A 20341-nucleotide genomic window follows, 5' to 3' on the forward strand; every position below is an offset into this window, starting at 1 on the left:
ATAAAAAGTTTGTAAATTTTTCTGAAACGCTTCAAAGCAACGGTTTAAGCAAAAAAACCTACTCCCATTGAACAAAAAATGGATCGATATCGCAAGTAAAGTGTTTGTAAATGCGCTCATCCTGCGTCTTTGAAAAAAAGGTGGATGCCTTTAAGCCATCTGCTACAAGCATTTGTTCTTCTTTTTCGTATATATAAGAGAAGGCAGGAGAGAGTGAGGGATAAGAGTGGGACGATCCTATGTTGCGATTGGAGATTCCTTAACGGTTGGGGTGGGGGCACGTTTATTTGGCGGCGGTTTTACGGAGCGATATGCGGCGAAGCTTGAAAAGAAGCTGCATATACCGGTGAAACTGTCCGTATTTGCGAAATCAGGGTTAACAACGGAAGAGATCTTGCAGCTTTTTCAGCGGTCTGATGTAAGACGGGCGATTGCTCATGCTGACATCATCACCATCACAGGCTGCGGGAATGATCTTGTTCAAGCTGTTCTGCAGTATGAAAAAGGTGAAGATGAAAAGACACTGCTGCAAGCGTCTATGCATTGTCAGGCGAATTTTAGCAAAATGGTTCAAGAAATCGCTCTGATAAAAAGAGGGCAGCATCAACCATACTGCGTATATTTATTGAATTTATATAATCCTTTTCCTGAGATTCCGATCGCGGAAAGATGGCTGCAGCAATACAACCATCACCTTCGCCAGCTTGCTGTGAATCCACATGTAGAAGTGGTGGATATTTACCGTGTTTTTGAAGGTCATCAAAGAGCATACTTATCGATTGATCAATTTCATCCGAACCAAAAAGGATATGAAGCAATGGCAAAAGCGCTGTTTCAACAATCCGCTAAGCAACTGTGATCCCAAAGGATTGCAGTTTTTTTCATTCTTTTAAATGGTGGACTGTTTCGATATGATAAAAGAAACAAAGACAAAAGAGGTGTATGCATGCAGGAAATGAACGCGTATTTTCATGAATTGAAAGGAACAGCTTATGAGGTAGGAAAGCAGCAGGCTGTTTGGCTGAAGGATCACCCTTTGCTTAAAAAACAATATATTCAATCAGAACCGTTATCAAAAGAGGCTGTGAAGGAAACGAAGCAGCTGATTCGCCCGTTTCTTCCTCAGTTAGAGGAAGAGCTCACGGGATTTTGTGATGAAATGAAAATAGATGAAAGCGATTTGACCTTTTTCTATTCTTCGCATCTTCAGCCAGGCTGTTCCCATTGTGTGATGCAGGGGAATGAGGCTGCCAATCAACAGACGGTGATGCTTCGCAACTATGATTTTTCACCGCTGTTTGATGATATGCGTCTTGTATCTACACATGTGAAGGGCTCAGCAGTCCATACAGGCTCATCATTAATCTTATTTGGTAGATCGGATGGGATGAATGAGCATGGTCTATCGGTGACATTTTCTGCATGCGGTCCGCCTATTGGCAACGAACCAGGCTTAAAGCCGCCGGCTGTTGCTGGCTTGCAAGTATATCATGTCATTCGAGCTGTGCTAGAGTCCTGTAAAATGGTGGAGGATGCCGTCCGTTTGGTACAGGAAATGCCTGTTGCGTCTAATGTTCACCTGATGCTTGCCGATCGGCAGGGAGAGGCGGCTGTGATTGAAATGATTGATGGGCAAAAAAAGGTAAGAAGGCCGGAGCATGGATTTATTGCGGCAACGAACCATCCGCTTGCTGATCATACGGCAAAAGGGTTGACGAAACATCATTCTGTTGTCAGGTACGACATGTTAATTCAAGCTTTAGAAGAACAGCCGTCAAGCGAGTCTCTTACGGAACTATTTCGGGCAGAATACCCTGCTGGTCTGACTGTGCACAATTATGAAGAGCTGTTTGGGACGATGCGAACCGTCATGTTTCGGCCGGAGGAAGGGACGATGGAGTATTGCTTTGGCTCTCCCGTCTATAATCCTACCTATTCATTAAAGGTCGGGGGCACACTGCCATTTCATGAACAAACGATTCAATTTTATCAAAAGGATTATGGACCTTCATTTTGGAGAAACGTGTGAGTCTTTCATTTTGTCACAGCCCGGTGTGCCAAATTTAGATCAACTTCAGGTTGCATCAATCAGTGAAAGCGTTTTATATTAAATTGTGACAATAGACCTATTTAAGCGGAAGGAGGCATTTCATGTACATAACGGCACGAGAACAGAAAGTGATCAAATATATGATTCAGCAAAATCGTTATGTCACCATTCGTGAGATCGCCGATTCTGTTCAGGTCAGTACAAGAACCATTCATAGAGAGCTTAAATCCATTAAATCTATTTTAAAGAATTACAACCTATCACTTGATAAACAGCCGGGGAAGGGCTTGAAGGCGGTCGGTGAACAGGAAGACAAAAAGCGGCTTCTGTCTCATATTTCAAATGAAGACCAAATTGAATATAGTTCAGATGAACGGAAGCTTTTAATCTTGTGTGCACTGCTTGAAGCAAAAGAACCGGTGAAATTATATACACTTGCAGCCGACCTGCAGGTCACAAATGCGACCATTAGTTACGACTTAGATGAATTGACGGACTGGATCGCTCCTTACGGTTTACTGCTCATCCGCAAGCGCGGGTACGGCATTGAATTAAAAGGACCGGAGGAAGCCAAGCGAAAAATTGTCGGGAACCTGATCGTCGACCGTCTCGACATTCAATTATTTCTCGAAACGATTGAGATGAATATTAAACATCGAACGAAAGCGACTGAAAAGGTGTTTGGGGTAGTCAGTCGAGGACAGCTGCTCAAGGTAGAAAGGCTGCTCTTTCATTTGAAAAACAGACTCTCTCTCTCGTTGTCAGATAGTGCCTATATTGCACTTGTCGTTCACTTAACCTATGCCATTGAACGCATTCAAATCGGTGAAACCATTCGGATGGAAGAGGAAGAATTGCTTGAATTAAAGCGGACGAAGGAATTTGAATCTTCACTCAGAATCGCGCGAGCATTAGAACGCATGTTTAATGTAGAGATTCCTGAAGCGGAGGTCGGCTACATGACCATCCATTTGCGCAGTGCAAATCGAAGCTTTACGGCAGAATACCGCATTGATGAGATTGAGTTAGATATCGCGCTGAGAACGAAGAAACTCATTGACTTTATTTCTCATAAAACAGGCTATCATTTAAATGAAAACGATTCATTGTATGAGGGACTCGTGTCTCATCTTGAACCAGCTATGAACCGTTTAAAAGAAAAGATGCGGATTTACAATCCGCTCACACAACAAATAAAAAAAGACTACTTCTTGCTGTTCATGGCGATTGAAGAAGGTGTGGAGCGCTTCTTTCCTGAGATCGAATTTCCAGAGGATGAAATTGCCTTTATCGTGCTTCATTTTGGTTCGGTGCTTGAAATTAAAAAAGAAGAAACCAAGATTCATGCATTGGTCGTTTGCTCAAGCGGTATCGGTTCGTCAAAAATGCTCGCATCACGATTAAAAAAAGAATTGCCTGAGATCGCCAAATTCGATCTATCTTCCTTAATGGAGCTAAAGGAAATCGACGCTGCGAGCTATGACATGATCGTATCAACCGTTCCGATCCCCTATGAGCATATTGATTACATTATGGTCAGCCCGCTCTTAAACGAGGATGACGCAGTGCGGGTCAAGTCTCATATTAAACGAAAAATTCCTTATCTGATTGAGAAAAAAAGAGCGCAGGAATCTGCAAAAGAATCGGTGGAGGAAACGGTTGATATGATAGGAATGGCAGAGCAAATCACGAATTATATGTCAGTGATTCGCAGCATCTTGTCCCATTTTACAATCGAAAAAAAGAGGACGACGGAGCAGCATGAGTCAACAATGAGAGCGCTGATGCGTCAGGTTGAAAGTCAAGGCTATTTAGAACGTGCAGACGAAGTGACAGCCGGTTTACTTGAGCGTGAGCAGCAAGGTGGTTTAGGCATTCCAGGAACCGAGTTTGCTCTTTTTCACTTAAAGCATCATCTCATTAAGAAACCGGTCTTTCATATCTATGATCTTGATGAGGCATACGAGATCAAAAGCATGGATGGCGGGCAGCAGCTCATGTCCAGAATGCTCCTCATGCTGGCGCCGCTAGAGCTTGGCAAAGAAGGGTCTGAAATGTTTAGCCTAATCAGTTCATCCATCATTGAAAGCGAAGAAAGCATGGCGCTTTATGGACAAGGAACAAAGGAAGAGATTGAACAGAAATTACATCAACTTTTTTATCAATTTGTCAAAGAGGCAAAGTGGTAAGAAAAAAGCCGAGAGCTTATTCGCTTCTCGGTTTTTTGCTGTGACACAGACAGCGAGGGTGGGACGAATCTCCTCATATTCAACAGAAAACTGATCAAATCCAGCAAATTCTAAGTCATTGAGGATGCTTTCGCCCATTTCTTTTGTTCGATTGGCGTCCGCTCCTTTTTCTCTTGGCTGCATCACAATGACGAGTTTTCCGCCCGGCTTCAAGGTGTGATAAAGGTTGAGTGCGCCAGCCTTTGGGTCATCCCAAATCGTATAATTGTTAACAGAAAGTACTTTGTCATACTGATCCGCCGGCAGGCGTGTTTTTTCAATTTTCCCAACATACAGCCGGACCTGCTTCTCTTTGGATCGTTTCTTTATACGCGAATGCGCCTGTTCCTTCATAGTTGAAGAAGCATCTAGTCCATCAATGTGAAGATCGTCAAAATGCTTGAGCATATGTTTGATGCTATAGCCGGGGCCATAGCCTATTTCCAATATGTTTTCACCATCTGATAAATCTAAATGCTGGATCGCCCACTGATTCAGTGCCTTATTTTCATTTGCCATAATAAAACCTGCGATGCTTCCGAGCCAGCCTTTTGGTCTGCTAAAGGTTTTAGAAATGGTTGATAGCATGTGAGAACGCTCCTTTTTCATGTTTATGTAACCGATTTTTCCCATCCTGAAACCTGTCAGTTTTCAAAACGCATTGATGACGCATAGGGATGTTTGAGTAAAAAAATGAAGTGGTAATGAAAGGATACATCAACAAATCAAGGAGGAGCTTACACATGGATTTACGTGAATACTTAACAAATGGCATTCCGCGCCAAACGCAGGATCAGCAGCCGGGCAGTGAAAGAGAAATGAATCCTGCGCCGATCTATGAGGATGAATCGTATAAAGGGTCTGGTAAGCTAAAAGGTAAAGTAACGCTGATTACAGGTGGAGACAGCGGAATTGGACGTGCCGTTTCTGTTGCGTATGCCAAAGAAGGAGCTCATGTCGCGATCGTATACTTAAATGAACATGAGGATGCAGAAGATACGCAAAAACGTGTAGAACAGGAAGGCGTTAAATGTTTAACGATTGCAGGGGATGTCGGGGACGAAGCCTTTTGCGAGAAAGCGGTAGAAAAGACAGTTGAAGCCTTTGGGAAGCTGGACATATTAGTCAATAATGCGGCCGAACAGCATCCGAAAGAACGTATTCAAGATATTTCTAGTGAACAGCTTCACCAAACCTTTAGAACCAATTTCTATTCTTATTTTTATTTTACGAAGAAGGCACTCGATTACTTAAAACCGGGAAGTTCCATTATTAATACAACATCTATTAACCCGTATCGAGGCAACAAAGTGCTCATTGATTATACGGCGACAAAAGGGGCCATCAACGGCTTTACTCGTTCTATGGCACAGTCGCTTGTGAAAGATGGAATTCGGGTAAACGGTGTAGCACCCGGTCCAATTTGGACGCCGCTCATTCCATCTACATTTGATGAAGACAGTGTCGAAAACTTCGGGGCCGAGACCCCAATGGGAAGACCAGGACAGCCTGTGGAGCATGTAGGCTGCTATGTACTGCTTGCTTCAGACGAATCGTCTTATATGACGGGACAGACACTTCACGTCAACGGCGGTTCCTTTATGAATACATGATCAATAGCACGCCGCCCAGATTTAATTGGGCGGTGTATTTAGTATTTCTTCCGATTCTTCTGTACAGATGAGACAGACCATATGATAATGCCCACAACAACAGCTGCAATAACAAGTGAACTCAAATGGAACATCGTTTCATGATGCATGTTCAACTTCCCCTTTCAATGTGTCCGTTTTTTATAGCATCAGCTAGAAGATGTCTTTTTATGAAAAACACATTTCTTTGTTTAATGAATGGATTGTCGTGGAAACCTAAGAGTACGGATGACATTTTGAAGGAGTGAAGATACATGTCACAAGAAGAGTTAAAGCAAAAGGTAATGAACTTATTAGACGAACAAAAAGTTGGAACATTGGCGACTGTTGAACAAGATAAGCCCCATACCCGCTATATGACTTTTTTTCATGAAGGGCTGACATTATATACACCAACAAGCAAAGAAACACATAAAGCTGATGAGATTGAAAAAAATCCGAATGTTCATATTCTCATTGGTTATTCAGGTGAAGGATTTGGGGACACATATGCAGAAATCGCAGGTAAAGCCACATTAACTGATGATCCAGAACTGATCGACCGCCTTTGGTCTGATGAGATGGAGAAATGGTTTAAAGGAAAAGATGATCCAAACCTAGTGATCCTTAAGATTGACCCAACCTCCATTCGTTATATGAACGAAGGAAACCGGACACCAGCAGAATTATCACTTTAACACTTGCGTAAGTTGGGGGAACGTGTTATAGTTTTATATTAAGTGTTGAAATAGCAAATAAATAAAGAAAGTAAACTTTCTTTTTTCTATGACATAATGAGAAGCAATAGAGCTTCTACTTGATAAGAACGAGACGCTGTCAAAGCGAACAAACTTATTCTTTTCCTTCTGCAACCGCCCCCTATAAAAGCGGAAGAATGGAAAAAAGACGTTTTGATTTACAATTCACACTGGCACGGCTTCGGAGCCGTAAGGACGAATGAGAGGTAGGGCTTTCGTTGTCTTGTTATCCAGAACTTCCATGGCGTTTACTTTCAAACGTAGGTTCACTCGGAACACATATGACACACTGATATGATCGAATCTTAATTCATACACTCCGTGACGGAGATTAAACATTGATTATTTATTTGCATGAAAAGAGTAAGAAACGGGCTGCCATCTATTTGGCAGCCTTTTTTAGGTTAAAAGCGGACACCATCCGCATGACATCCCCTTCAAAAAGATTCGCCGCTAACAATAGAACAACGAACACTCATCGACAGAAAGAGGAAATGCTTCATCATCACTCACTTCGCCCTTTCTTCTGATACCTCCAAATCCGGCCAATAAAAAAGAACATCACCGTAAACAAAATAGAGAAGATCAACATGTCCAGCAGTGTCACGCCTCTATCTGGATGCACAACCCCAAACCAAACCCATTGAAGAACAAAAGAGATAGTAAAATAAAAGATGGATTCTTTCATGAAATTCTCCTTTTTACTTGTTTTTTTGACTGTTTAGCCACACCATCCAGATGAAAAAGGAACAAATGGCGCATGCGAGCAAAGTGACAGGCGGCAAGGTGTACCAGCCAGTCAGCCCCTTTACAAAGCACATATAAAAAAAGAAAATGGTCATAGATACGAGCACCCCTTGCTTGAACCAACGGGGAACACGCAGCCAAGCCGCTAGAATGATCGATGATAGCTTATCCATTGAGATAACATCCTTTTTTTGAATCTGATTGGATTTTATCGCAAATAATCAAATATGTAAAATATGGATGTCGGAAGTTAGAATGGTATTCTTCTAGCATGAAACATTCTCGCTGCACTGACGTATAAGAAAAATGAACTCCATGAAAGGAAGCGATCAAGTGAAAAGAATACCAGTGATTTTCCTCAGATATATTGTCTTCTTTATTCCAGCTATCATTCTTAGTGTTTTGGTGTGGAACCATTACCAAGATGATTTGTCCGCAGGGAAAGTAACAGAGTATGACATCAAACGAATGTTTACATTCGATGAAGGAAAACGAGTGGTGAGTGCTGTATCAAAAAACCAGCAGCTCCATTTTGCAATGTATGATCCTCAATCAGGAAAAAGAATCAGTGAATGGACCACGGAAAGCGATACGTTTAATGAAATGCTGCCATCTATTCAAGGGAACCATCTCTTAGTTGCTTTAAAAAATAAAGACGAGCAGCTGTTGATCGAGAAACTGTCTCCTAGCGGAGCAAAGAAAGAAATCGTCAAGCAAAACTTACAGATTCCCTCATTTTTAAAAACGAATACATATCAATGGAATGGACGTCTTGTGTTTACAGGAGAAATGGAAGGCGCTGACGCGGTCCTCGGTGAGCTAAAGAATGGTCAGTTTCATGTCCACAATCTCAACGAGCTGAAGCTGCCAGCAAGACCTGTTTCCATCGATGTCGTCATGAACTCTTTTAGAGGGCAAACCCCATTCCCTATGTTTGAATTGACTTTGAAAAATGACCAAAAGGCGTATGTCAGCGGAATCTCAAATGAGAAGCATCAGCTTGGGGTCTATGTCTCCAAAAGTGCTGAACCGTTTAGCCTCATTGAAGATAAAGTCGTGCAGCAACTGCAAAAAACGATCGGATCATCAGAAAACGTTGCAGTCGCTGTCGAATCTAACTATCCAAAAAGACCAAGGAAAGTGAATGCAGAGGGAAGGCTTGGGGAAGTCGTCCCAACACCAAAACCGATTTACCAAACTTTTATCTACCAGCTGAATGAAGAAGAAATTCTTCTTTTAGGCTCTACAGCAAAGGACGAAGCAAAAGGTAAGCTGACTGGTTATATTTATAATCATCGCACGAATAAGGCGACGTCTGCCAGCAAGCTTTTTCAGTCGTTGTCATATGAATCTTTACAAAAAGAAGATCTCTCTTTCAATAAAAATGTGAAGAGCGATTGGCTCTATTATTCACTTGGCAACCAATTAACGGGGGCATTTGAGACGAAAAGCAAACAGCTAAAGGAATTCCCTTTGCAAAAAGTCATCTCAATCGAAAATGCCAGTCCAGCCCACCAAACGTCTGTTGACACCTTTATGCAATATGTCATGAAGGGCGGACCACTCATTCTCAACTGGGCGATATGGCTCTTGATCCCACTGCTGTTATTTGTACTAGCCATCTTCCTGCCGCCGATCTTAAGACTAATGAGAAAGAACAAGATAAAGGACAGTGTCACATTAGAAGCCAATATCGTATCTGTCAAAGAAACGGGTACCTACATCAACGAACAGCCGCTGGTCAACATGCAGCTTCAATTTCAATATGATGGACAAAACATCGAGAAGACGGTTAAAACGGTTGTATCCTATACCCAGATACCGCAGCCGGGTCAGCGTATCGCCATTCTCTACAATCCGAAAAAGAAAAAAGCGATGCTCTTAAAAGAGGGTGACTTCTCGCAGCCAAGCGAGCCAAAATTCATCAAAGGCGCTGTTTTAAGAAATATAGAATCATATGGAACCGTAGGACGAGGCACGGTCTTATCGCTTACATTTGAAGCAGATCAGAAAAGGTATACCATTCCGATGGTTCAAGCGGCTGGTTTTGAATTTAGAACAGGAGAAAAAGCCGATCTCGTTGACATCAGCGGTCAGTTGAAAATGGCAGCCTATGGCCATGAAGTGAGGAATCGATCAGGAGAAGATGTGACGTTAACAGGTACCATCCAGAGGGTGAAGCCATACCCAGTTACGATTCATGGACAGAAACCGATCATGCTAGATGTGACGGTTTCAAGCGGAGATCAGTCCATCACAAAAACGGTCAGCCAATTCATCCCTGATCATATGCAGGTTGCGCCAGGAACACAAATCACGATGCAGACAAAAAAAGAAGAGTTGAATAGAGAAATGGGACTCATGCAAGAGAAACAAGGAAGTGCAAAAGTGACCGAAGTGTCGTTTGTCGGGGTCATCGGCAATCTTCCGTTAGCGATCATTCAAGTCGAAAGAAATGGTGTGCAGTATGAGATCAAGCAGCCAATCGATCCAATTACTAGCGTATTGCCTGATGATGAATTATGGATAGCGTTTAACGACATGACACGTCAAGCAGCCATTGTGAAATATGCATCGATATAAAAAAGCGTTCCATTATCAGAACGCTTCAACGTAAAGACAAAGGGCTAAAACGACATTCGTTTTAGCCCTTTTGATTAAGCTTTTGTATCATACTGACGGAGCACCTTGTCATAGGCGAAGTTGCCGAAAGGAATGAAAGCCGCAAAGAATCCAGCGATCGACCATTTCAAATGCCAGCGAACTTTAAAGGTCACATATGCCAAAATAAGCATATAGATCACAAACAATGCGCCATGAAGAGAGCCCACAATGGTGACCGCCATCGGAATATCCGCAAAATATTTTAGAGGCATGGCAATTAAAAGAAGGGTTAAAAGAGACATACCCTCAATAAAACCCGCCTGTCTCAGACGGCTAATACTTGTATGCATATACAAATCCTCCTGTATAAAAGCTAGTTTCTCATCTTCTAATATAAACGAAAGATCGCCTGAACATGCGATAATCTACGAAAAATTCAAAATATGTTCAACGAATGCTTAAAAAATGGGAAATGACACGCGTTACTTTTCGGTTGTTTCAGAGAGTACTTGCTTTAAATGCGCCACATCATGTATGAGGTGGTCTGTCATCGCCTGAACGGCTTCAGCAGCTCGGCGTTCTTTTATTTGAGTGAAAATGGCCGTATGCTCTTTTTGAATCGTCTCGGCCCGAGGCCCGCCGCTAAAATGAAAGATGCGGCAATAATGAATGAGTGCATTCACGTGATTCAATTGTTTGGATAAACGATGATTGTGACTGGCTTGAATGATTGTTTGATGAAACGCTTCGTGTAACTGAACGATATCCTGAGATGGCAGCTGCTGTTTGATCGCTTCGTCTGCCTTCGTGAGCACCTGTTCAATGTCATCTATTTCTCTATCTGTGGCTTCTTTGCAGGCAAGCTTAACGGCAAGCGTTTCTAAAGCCATTCGGACTTGATAGAGTTCCTCGACATCCCGCTCTGTTAACGTATAGACAGAGTAGCCTGATTTAGGATCAGCGATTAAAAGTTCATCCTTTTCTAAAAGCCGCATGGCTTCTCTCACTGGTGAGCGGCTTACCCCAAATTGTTTGGCAAGCTGCGTTTCATTGATGCGTTCACCTGGCTGGAACTGCCCGTTAAATATCATTTGCTTCAGCTGTTCATAAAATTGCATATGATACGGTGCTGGTCTTTCAATTTCGAATGAATTCATCCTGTTATTCCCTCTTTTATACATGATCTTTTGTCTCATGTTATCCAAGTTCCTGTCAGTAGGCAAGCCTGCCCGCCAAAAAGTCAATATCGTACAATCTAAGAGAAAAACGGTATGCTACACTAATAACCAGTTCAGCGAAAAGAGGGGATTGAAATGAAAACGCAAGAGGAACGAGAGGTACATTTTGACCAAGACTTGCAAATAGAAGCCTATCGCTTTCATGGCATCATGCAAAAATTCCCGAATCATTTCCATACATACTATGTCATTGGATTTATTGAAAGCGGTCAAAGACGTTTGATCTGTCAAAATCAAGAATACATCATTGAAAAGGGGGATCTTCTTCTTTTCAATCCATATGATAATCACGCATGTGAACAAATAGATCATAGAACGTTAGATTATCGCTGCTTAAATATTGAGGCAGATGTGTTGGAGAAGATGGTTGGGCAAAAGCCGCATTTCAAAGGTCCTGTGTTCTCACAAAGTGAACTGACAAAGCCGTTATATGCGCTTCATCAAATGATCACAGAAGAGACGCCTGCTTTGAATAAAGAGGAAACCTTCTATTTTTTCATGAAGCAGCTGATTGAAGCGTATGCCGATACGACAGAGGAAAAAGCGCCAATATCACATGCCAATGAACAGAAAGTCCAAGACGCTCAGCGATACATCGACACTCATTTCACGGAAAATATCTCATTAGACGAATTAGGTGAACTTTTGTCTATGAACAAATATTCATTGCTGCGGGCTTTTACAAAATTCAGAGGCATTACGCCGTATCGGTATCTACAGACTGTTCGAGTGAACCATGCGAAGAAGCTGCTTGCCCAAGGGATAAAGCCGGTCGATGCGGCTGCCTCCGCTGGATTTTCTGATCAAAGTCATTTGAGTCATTTTTTCTCAGAATTTATTGGGCTTACGCCAGGGCAGTATCAGCAAATTTTTGCAAAGCAGGTAACAGCAAAATGAAAAATAAACAGCTTCTTGGTCATCTAGCAGCCATGTTCACCATTTTTTTATGGGGATCTACCTTTATATCAACCAAAATATTATTAACGGCTTTTTCTCCAACAGAGATTTTATTTTTTCGTTTTTTCCTTGGGTACCTTGCCCTGGTGATCATTTATCCAGTCACCATGAAGGTGCAGCATAGAAAGCATGAAGGGATGTTTGCGCTTGCAGGGTTATGCGGTGTGGTCTTATACTATTTTTTAGAAAATGTTGCACTTACCTATACGTTCGCTTCAAATGCAGGTGTTATCAGCTCCGTTGTCCCATTCTTCTCTTTTCTATTGTCTTATTTTTTATTAAAAGATGAGCCGCTACATAGCCGGTTTTTTATCGGTTTTTTCATTGCGATGACGGGAATTGTGCTGATTAGCTTGAACGGGATGACGACATTCCAATTGAATCCACTCGGCGATGCTTTAGCATTTATGGCTACCATTGTCTGGGCATTTTATTCCATTTTATCGAAAATGATCAATCAATATGGCTACCATATTATTCAGGTGACAAGACGTGTCTTCTTTTACGGGCTGTTATGGATGATTCCACTGATCTGGCATTTTAAGATTCGTTTAGACTGGGAGCGGTTGACGAATCCATCGTTTGCCTTCCACTTGCTGTTTTTAGGCGTCTTTGCATCTGCTATTTGTTTTCTGACATGGAGCTTTTCCGTGAAGACGATCGGTGTGGTGAAATCGAGTATCTACATTTATGGCGTTCCAATCATCACGATGGTCATTTCAATGATCGTTCTCCATGAGAGATTGACCTTCATGTCACTGCTCGGAACAGCTCTGACTTTGGGAGGATTGCTTCTTTCAGATAAAAAAGGAGCAGGTAGAAAAAAACAGTCAGTCCCATTACAGTTGCAGAACAAAAAGGCGCTTTGATCAAAAAGCGTCTTTTTGTTTATTGAAAGAACATGAACTCTTTAGTAAACTCAACTTAATCGGTCGACGGTCGACCATTCATAAGGGGGAGAATACAATGAAACACTTTTCGATTGCGACGATACCTGGTGATGGGGTAGGAAAAGAAGTTGTACCAGAAGCAGTACGTGTTTTGAAAGCGATATCAGAGGTGCATGGCGGTCTGACTTTTTCTTTTCAGGATTTTCCGTGGAGCTGCGAATACTATTTAGAGCATGGCGAGATGATGCCAAAGGATGGATTGGAACAACTGAAAGCCTTTGACAGTATTTTCTTAGGGGCTGTCGGTGATGCCAACTTAGTGCCTGATCATATCTCGCTTTGGGGACTGCTCATTAAAATTAGACGGGAATTTGAACAGGTGATTAACGTAAGACCGGCAAAACAGCTAAAGGGCATCCGTTCTCCGCTTGCTCAGCCAAAAGATTTCGATCTACTAGTTGTAAGAGAAAATGGAGAAGGCGAATATAGTGAAATTGGGGGTCGGATTTATCAAGGGGAGGATCAGCTTGCGATTCAAAATGCCGTCTTCTCTAGAAAAGGGACAGAACGTGCGATGCGTTTTGCTTTTCAATTAGCAGAAAAGAGACGAAAGCATGTAACAAGTGCAACAAAGTCAAACGGCATCGTGCATACCATGCCATTTTGGGATGAAGTGTTTCAAGACGTCAAAAAGGACTACCCTAATGTGGCGGCAGATTCTCAGCACATTGATGCGCTCTCAGCCTTCTTTGTCACAAGACCAGAGAAATTCGATGTGATTGTTGCCAGTAATTTATTTGGCGATATTTTAACTGATCTTGGGGCTGCCATTATGGGAAGTATTGGGGTGGCGCCTGCAGCCAATATCAATGTAAATGGTAAATATCCATCCATGTTTGAGCCAGTACATGGATCAGCACCAGATATCGCTGGAAAAGGGATCGCAAACCCTATCGGACAAATCTGGACCGCTAAACTCATGCTTGATCATTTCGGAGAGGAAGAATTAGGCACACACCTTCTCGATACGATTGAATCTGTCACAGCAGACGGCTTTTTAACGGCAGATATCGGCGGAGCTTATCAAACACAAGAGGTCACAAACGAAATCATTAAACGATTGAAGAAATAATCCGTCATTAGAACCGCATCTCCACGTCTGCTATAATAAAAGGATGGATAGAAGAAAGAGATGTGAAATCTAGTGTCAAAAACAGTTGTATTAGCAGAGAAACCTTCAGTAGGACGTGACCTTGCACGTGTGCTGAAGTGTCATAAAAAAGGAAATGGTTTCTTAGAAGGAGATCAATACATTGTCACGTGGGCGCTTGGCCACTTGGTGACACTGGCTGATCCAGAAGGCTACGGGAAAGAATTTCAATCCTGGCGTCTAGAGGATTTACCAATTATTCCAGAACCACTCAAGCTTGTCGTGATGAAAAAGACAGGTAAACAGTTCCAAGCGGTCAAAGCGCAGCTTGCGAGAAAAGATGTAAAAGACATTGTCATCGCAACAGATGCTGGACGTGAAGGGGAGCTTGTGGCAAGGTGGATTCTTGAAAAAGCACATGTGAAAAAGCCTCTGAAACGCTTATGGATTTCGTCTGTTACTGACAAAGCCATTCAAGAAGGGTTCAAACGATTAAAAGACGGCAGAGAGTATGACAACTTGTACCGTTCTGCGGTGGCCCGTGCAGAGGCAGACTGGATTGTAGGAATCAATGCAACAAGAGCGCTGACAACGAAGTTCAATGCGCAGTTATCCTGCGGACGTGTGCAAACGCCAACGATTGCCATGATCGCCAAGAGGGAAGAAGATATTCAGCAATTCCAGCCGAAGCCGTTCTTTGGGCTGACTGCACAAGTAGACGGACTGACGCTGACTTGGCAGGATGCAAAGACCAAACAAAACCGTACATTCCAAGAGGATGTAGTGAAGGAGCGCTTGGCAGCCTGTAAAGGAAAACCTGCAGTGATTGATGCACTGAAAAAAACAGCGAAAAAAGCCTTTGCTCCAGGATTGTATGACCTGACAGAGCTGCAGCGCGATGCCCATAAACGCTACGGTTTTTCAGCAAAAGAAACACTGTCTACACTTCAGCGTCTGTATGAGCAGCATAAGCTCGTCACATACCCGCGTACGGATTCACGTTTCATTTCGGCAGATATCGTTCCCACATTAAAAGATCGACTCAAAGGAATGAACGTGAGACCTTACGCGCAGCATGTGAATCGCATTTTACAATCAGGCATTAAAGCACATAAAGGATTCGTCAACGACGCCAAAGTGTCAGATCACCATGCGATCATTCCAACCGAGGAAGAGCTGTATCCAGGTGCATTAAGCGATAAAGAGCGTAAATTATATGACCTGATTGCCAAGCGATTCCTCGCTGTACTGATGACCCCCTTTGAATATGAGGAAACAACAGTGATCGCCAAGATCGGTAGTGAGACATTCACAGCGAAAGGGAAAATTGTGCAATCAGCCGGTTGGAAAGCCGTGTACGATGATTCCTATGAAGACGAAGAATCAGCCGAAGTAGATCAGCACTTGCCGGCATTAACAGAGGGGCAGTCACTTGACGTACGCCAATTAAAAGAGACAAAAGGCGAAACGAAACCTCCTGCTCGTTTTAACGAAGCGACCCTTTTATCTGCCATGGAGAACCCGTCTGCATTTATGCAGAACAAGGAAAAAGACTTAGTGAAAACCCTTGGCGAAACGGGTGGATTGGGGACAGTGGCAACTAGAGCTGATATCATTGAGAAACTGTTTAACAGCTTCTTAATTGAGAAAAAAGGCAAAGACATCTTCATCACATCGAAAGGGAAGCAGCTGCTTTCTTTAGTACCTGAAGATTTAAAGTCACCTGCGTTAACAGCGGAATGGGAACAAAAGCTTTCTAAAATTGCGAAAGGCCAATTGAAAGCTTCTCAATTCATGAGTGAAATGAAGTCATATGCAAAACAAGCCGTATCTGAAATCAAACAAACGAACCAAACCTTTAAGCATGACAACATGACAGGCACACATTGTCCTGACTGCGGAAAACTCATGTTAAAAGTGAACGGGAAAAACGGCACCATGCTTGTTTGTCAGGATCGAGAATGCGGACATCGAAAAAATGTGGCAAAGAAAACAAATGCACGCTGCCCGAACTGTCATAAAAAGCTTGAGCTGCGCGGGGAAGGCGATGGCAAAATATTTGCCTGTGTTTGTGGTCATAGAGAGAAACTGTCTGTCTTCGAAAAACGTAAATCACAATCCAATCAAAAACGAGCCAGTAAGCACGATGTGTCTAAATATATGAAGAAACAAAAGAAAGTGGAAGAACCAATCAATAACGCACTTGCAGAACAATTGAAGAAACTAAAATTAGATCAATAGTTGTGTAAAACCCATGTGAATTCGCATGGGTTTTTTGTTTGTTCGAGTATTTTGACATGTTGTTTTTCTTTAAATGGGAATATGTAAGCGAAAAGACTCGTAATTTGGTATAAAATATTTATTTTCATTTAAACAGAAACGCTCTATAATAAATCGTTAGATGCTTAGAGAGAACAAGGATTGAAAGGGGACACGAATGGATACACCCATATATCGTACGTCTATCGCTATACTTATTGTCATTTTACTAGGCGGATGTACCTGGAAACAGCAGCAGGTGCCAGCTCAATCAGAACCTGCAAAGCCAGTATTGTCAGGAGAATATTTTATTACGCATCACTTAATGACAGATCAAGGCATGATTCGCACCTCGCTTGTGGAGCAGCCTACTTACTTATCAGAATCGCTCGGACTTTGGATGGATTATCTTGTTAGAAAAAAAGATCAAACATCTTTTGATCAACAGGTAGACGTCCTGCGCACTCAATTCTTACTGGAACATAATCTTCTTAGCTGGCAAATCGAATCTCATCAAAAAAGCAAAGTCAATGCTTTAGTTGATGACTTACGTGTAGTAACAGCGCTTCAAAAAGCAGATCAATTGTGGCAGAAGTCAGCGTATCAAACCACAGCCAAAAAAATCGCAAAAGCGTTAAAAGACAAAAACATGTTCAAGGGTATGTTGACCGACTATTATGATGCATCGACAAAGCAAACTTCACATACAATCACACTTTCATATCTTGACCCAAAAGCAATCAAAGAACTAGTATCCCTCCACCTATTCACAGAACAAATGATGAACAACCAATTGGCCATTCTAAAAAATGCACCGAGACAAAAAGGATTTTTTCCAAAATCTTATGACATAGCGAAGAAAGTCTACTCATTTGATCAGGAAATCAACTTGATCGACCAGCTTTATACGGCTCTTTATGCCGAACGTGCACAGGTTGATACATCAGTCATCATGAAATGGCTGAAAACCAACTTCCAAAAGGAAGGAAAACTGTATGGACGATATAAACTGAGCACATTACAGCCAGCAGTGACTTATGAATCGCCTTCAGTCTATGCACTGGTGATCTTATACGCACTCAAGCAAGGAGAAGATGATTTTGCAAAAGACGTCTATCACCGAATGAAAGAGCTGCAAATCCAAGATCCTCTCAAGCCTTATTACGGAGGCTACATGAACGAAAAAGATACACACTCATTTGATAATTTATTGCCTCTGATTGCAGAAAGGGAGCTTCTAAATGAAAAGGTTATTCAGTAACACCTATCGCACGTATTATACGCTGCTCCTCACGTTTGCAGGACTCATTTTATTTATGGGCTACTTGAATGGACGTGATGCGGAGAGTGTCATGATCATCACACTCACATTTGTCGTGATAGGATGCGGTATTTTATTTGGTATTTTGCCAGCATTGGTTTTTACTTTGTTGATTTTGTTCTTTATAGGAAGCGGGATGTTCTTTACAGAGCTCGGTCACACAAATCCACTCTTTTCAAACCAAACCTTGCAAGATGTCGTGATATGGGGCGTGGCGCTTCTCTTTTTTGCTATTTCTGCTGGAAACGTGCATGAGCGAATAAAAACGATGCGTCACACCATTGACCAACAAAAGAGGGCCATCAAACAATTTGTAGCGATTGACTCAACCACAGGATTTGATAATGCAGAGCGGATGAGGCTCGAGTTGTCTGAGGAAATGAAACGAGCAGAACGATACAAACAGCCATTCGTCTTTATCCTTCTTCATATGCACTACTCAGCGGAATTTAAAACATTATATGGAGAAAAAGAAATGCAGCATCTTTTCCAGCAACTTAGTATGAAGATTCGCGAAAGTGTGAGAGAAACAGATAAAAAATTCCGATTATCAGAGGAAAGAATGGGTCTCTTGCTCACTCACACACCTGAAGAAAACGTCTCGATCGTTCTTGATAAGCTAAAAGATAAACTGCAAACGCATATCTTGCTAAATGGTCGTGAAGTGACCTTAACTTTTCATGTCTGTCATTTAACAAGCAGTTCGGACTATCGGACACCAGAGCAATTTTTAGATGAACTAGAAAACGAGATGATGATGAATGAACTTTAATGTTTTGACGAAATGTTGTTTGTTATTCGTTCTTTTCTCTATGCTTTCGATCAAAGACAGTACATCAGCTGGTGCACTTGAGAAAGAGTCCAGGACCCTCATCGTCTATTCCACACAATCAGGTGAGGCAACTCCAACTGTTCATATGCTTGATGTACTTGTGGGGCATTTTTCCACACGACCGACCATTTTATCTGATGAACAAATAACTGAAAAGAACCTCAATGACTTTCAGCAAGTTATCTATATAGGAGAAGAAAAGAGAACGTTGAAAGCACAAACCGTACGTCTCATAAACGAATCAAAACGTTTAATCGCAATAGGATACAATGCGGAACAACTTCGCCCATTCTCCAAGCTTACTTTTCACAAACAAGATCACATCAGTCAAATCAAAGATACTGATGATCAAGAATACCGTCAGCTAGAGAGAGGAATCACAGCTCAGGCGGTTCAAGGGACAGATCTGCAACGTAAATTCTTAATGAAGAAAAATCAAGCTGAGCAGCCATTTGTGATTCAAACAAAAGAAGGTGCGGCATATATCGGAATGCTAAATATACTTCAGCACGACAAGCTTCTGGCAGAGGTGCTTGAAAGTCTTCTCCTGCCGGCTTCTAGTCAGACGAAGACAAAGTACTTACAGCTTGGGAAGATTAACCCCGTCACGGATGAGAAGAAGTTACTTGAACTTGGGCGATACGTAACGGCTCGCCATATCCCTTTTCTGCTGGCGGTGACCCCTATATGGATTGATCCGGCAACAGGGGATGAAGTGACGCTCAGTGACCGGCCTAAACTTGTGCACGTGTTAAAACAATTGCAAAGCAATGGAGCTAGTGTTGTTCTTCATGGGTTTAGCCGTACGTATCGAACGGAGGAGTCGGGTAAAGGCTTTGAATTTTGGGATGTAAAGTACGATCAGCCCGTTACGTCAAATGAACCAGAGAAAGCTGATCAGCAGCTGAACACAAGCTTTTTTCCGAATGAAAAAGATTTTAATGCGTATATCAAATCCAATCAACATCAAGAAGCCATCTATACAGAAGAAAAGCTGACAAAAGGCATTGAACTGCTCACGCAGCAGGGGTTATATCCACTTGCATTTGAAGTGCCGAATGATGCCATATCCCTGCAAGGCTATGAAGTGATTTCCCGCCATGTGTCCAGTCTATTTGGACAGGTGCAGCTCTCAGACCGTACATGGAAAACAAGTAGTGCATCACCGTTTTTGTCGACACCCGCCATGCTTCATGGCATGACTTTATATCCTGAACAGTCTATAGATACAGCGTCTGACCAAGAAGGTGCAAACATACTGGCTGAGCAGACAATTCAATCCATGCAGCATATCCAATCCGCCGCCATTGGGCTGTCCTATGATGTGGAAGCGGGGATAGAGGGGCTGCAAGATGTAATCACACAAATGGATGCGATCCCTTCTAGTGAATGGCTAGATTTAAAGAAAACAAAACAGACTGTTGAAACCCCGCATGTCCAGATCAAAACAACAGGAAATGGACATATTCAAATAGAGCAATCCAATATAGCTGAACCAAAAACAAACAAACGAAGCGGGATGGAAAATATGCTACGAATGCTCACAATGGTGGTGCTACTCTTTATTGTGGCATTTGCTTTTTATACATTGTATTTAAGGCTGACGATGAAAAAACGGATCTTTAAGGAGAGAAAATCAGGTGGCTGATATCTTATTTTACCTATCATTAATACTG

At 42.2% G+C, this 20341-nt stretch carries 18 protein-coding genes; 13 read left to right on the plus strand and 5 right to left on the minus strand.

Annotation, left to right across the window (positions count from 1 at the left end; translation table 11 throughout):
• Window positions 1-226: 226 nt before the first annotated feature.
• The 3 genes from NST57_RS02395 (at window position 227) to NST57_RS02405 (ending at window position 4239) form a co-directional block, all read left to right on the plus strand.
• Window positions 227-859, plus strand: coding sequence for a GDSL-type esterase/lipase family protein (locus NST57_RS02395; RefSeq protein ID WP_142154025.1), 633 nt, complete (start codon window positions 227-229; stop codon window positions 857-859).
• A gap of 87 nt (window positions 860-946) precedes the next feature.
• On the plus strand, window positions 947-2029 hold the full coding sequence (locus NST57_RS02400) for a C45 family peptidase (RefSeq protein WP_341297959.1): 1083 nt from the start codon (window positions 947-949) through the stop codon (window positions 2027-2029).
• A gap of 122 nt (window positions 2030-2151) precedes the next feature.
• Window positions 2152-4239, plus strand: a complete 2088-nt coding sequence (locus tag NST57_RS02405; protein WP_341297960.1) for a BglG family transcription antiterminator — start codon at window positions 2152-2154, stop codon at window positions 4237-4239.
• Here the strand turns inward: NST57_RS02405 and NST57_RS02410 are convergent.
• Entirely contained in the window at window positions 4195-4866 is a 672-nt protein-coding gene (locus tag NST57_RS02410) for a class I SAM-dependent methyltransferase (protein WP_341297961.1), read from the minus strand. The genes NST57_RS02405 and NST57_RS02410 overlap by 45 nt on opposite strands.
• A 155-nt stretch (window positions 4867-5021) precedes the next feature.
• On the opposite strand from NST57_RS02410, the gene NST57_RS02415 reads away from it, so the two are divergent.
• Together NST57_RS02415 and NST57_RS02420 are read left to right on the plus strand one after the other, a co-directional pair.
• Window positions 5022-5891 carry an SDR family oxidoreductase gene (locus NST57_RS02415; RefSeq protein ID WP_341297962.1) on the plus strand — a complete coding sequence of 290 codons (870 nt, stop codon included), beginning with the start codon at window positions 5022-5024 and terminating at the stop codon, window positions 5889-5891.
• A 293-nt stretch (window positions 5892-6184) separates the two neighbouring features.
• Complete coding sequence (locus tag NST57_RS02420; RefSeq protein ID WP_008347166.1) at window positions 6185-6607, plus strand: pyridoxamine 5'-phosphate oxidase family protein; 423 nt, start codon at window positions 6185-6187, stop codon at window positions 6605-6607.
• Between the two features lie 565 nt (window positions 6608-7172).
• Here the strand turns inward: NST57_RS02420 and NST57_RS02425 are convergent.
• A complete protein-coding gene (locus NST57_RS02425; RefSeq protein WP_142154035.1) occupies window positions 7173-7355 on the minus strand; it encodes a hypothetical protein in 183 nt (60 codons plus the stop codon).
• A gap of 13 nt (window positions 7356-7368) precedes the next feature.
• Window positions 7369-7587, minus strand: coding sequence for a hypothetical protein (locus NST57_RS02430; RefSeq protein ID WP_039963137.1), 219 nt, complete (start codon window positions 7585-7587; stop codon window positions 7369-7371).
• Window positions 7588-7747: 160 nt separating this feature from the next.
• On the opposite strand from NST57_RS02430, the gene NST57_RS02435 reads away from it, so the two are divergent.
• The gene (locus NST57_RS02435) at window positions 7748-9997 is read left to right on the plus strand and encodes a hypothetical protein (protein ID WP_341297963.1); all 2250 of its coding nucleotides are present in this window, start codon (window positions 7748-7750) and stop codon (window positions 9995-9997) included.
• A 74-nt stretch (window positions 9998-10071) separates the two neighbouring features.
• On the opposite strand, the gene NST57_RS02440 is transcribed toward NST57_RS02435, so the two are convergent.
• Both NST57_RS02440 and NST57_RS02445 read right to left on the minus strand, forming a co-directional pair.
• Window positions 10072-10368, minus strand: coding sequence for a DUF3817 domain-containing protein (locus tag NST57_RS02440; protein WP_008347156.1), 297 nt, complete (start codon window positions 10366-10368; stop codon window positions 10072-10074).
• A gap of 132 nt (window positions 10369-10500) precedes the next feature.
• A complete protein-coding gene (locus NST57_RS02445) occupies window positions 10501-11175 on the minus strand; it encodes a GntR family transcriptional regulator (RefSeq protein ID WP_341297964.1) in 675 nt (224 codons plus the stop codon).
• Window positions 11176-11331: 156 nt separating this feature from the next.
• Between NST57_RS02445 and NST57_RS02450 the strand changes: the two genes are divergently transcribed.
• The 7 genes from NST57_RS02450 to NST57_RS02480 all read left to right on the plus strand — a co-directional run bounded on the left by NST57_RS02450 (window position 11332) and on the right by NST57_RS02480 (window position 20313).
• Entirely contained in the window at window positions 11332-12153 is an 822-nt protein-coding gene (locus NST57_RS02450; protein ID WP_341297965.1) for an AraC family transcriptional regulator, read from the plus strand.
• Entirely contained in the window at window positions 12150-13082 is a 933-nt protein-coding gene (locus NST57_RS02455; protein WP_341297966.1) for a DMT family transporter, read from the plus strand. Before NST57_RS02450 ends, NST57_RS02455 begins: the two co-directional genes overlap by 4 nt.
• Before the next feature lie 97 nt (window positions 13083-13179).
• Window positions 13180-14235 carry a tartrate dehydrogenase gene (locus tag NST57_RS02460; protein ID WP_065459876.1) on the plus strand — a complete coding sequence of 352 codons (1056 nt, stop codon included), beginning with the start codon at window positions 13180-13182 and terminating at the stop codon, window positions 14233-14235.
• Window positions 14236-14307: 72 nt separating this feature from the next.
• On the plus strand, window positions 14308-16494 hold the full coding sequence (gene topB, locus NST57_RS02465; protein WP_341297967.1) for a DNA topoisomerase III: 2187 nt from the start codon (window positions 14308-14310) through the stop codon (window positions 16492-16494).
• Between the two features lie 196 nt (window positions 16495-16690).
• On the plus strand, window positions 16691-17773 hold the full coding sequence (locus NST57_RS02470) for a glycosyl hydrolase family 8 (protein WP_341297968.1): 1083 nt from the start codon (window positions 16691-16693) through the stop codon (window positions 17771-17773).
• On the plus strand, window positions 17754-18605 hold the full coding sequence (locus NST57_RS02475; protein ID WP_341297969.1) for a GGDEF domain-containing protein: 852 nt from the start codon (window positions 17754-17756) through the stop codon (window positions 18603-18605). The genes NST57_RS02470 and NST57_RS02475 overlap by 20 nt, the downstream gene beginning before the upstream one ends.
• Window positions 18595-20313, plus strand: coding sequence for a DUF2334 domain-containing protein (locus NST57_RS02480; protein WP_341297970.1), 1719 nt, complete (start codon window positions 18595-18597; stop codon window positions 20311-20313). The genes NST57_RS02475 and NST57_RS02480 overlap by 11 nt, the downstream gene beginning before the upstream one ends.
• Window positions 20314-20341 lie beyond the last annotated feature (28 nt).

The organism is Bacillus sp. FSL M8-0077 (genome assembly GCF_038050255.1).
GTDB lineage: Bacteria > Bacillota > Bacilli > Bacillales > Bacillaceae > Bacillus > Bacillus altitudinis.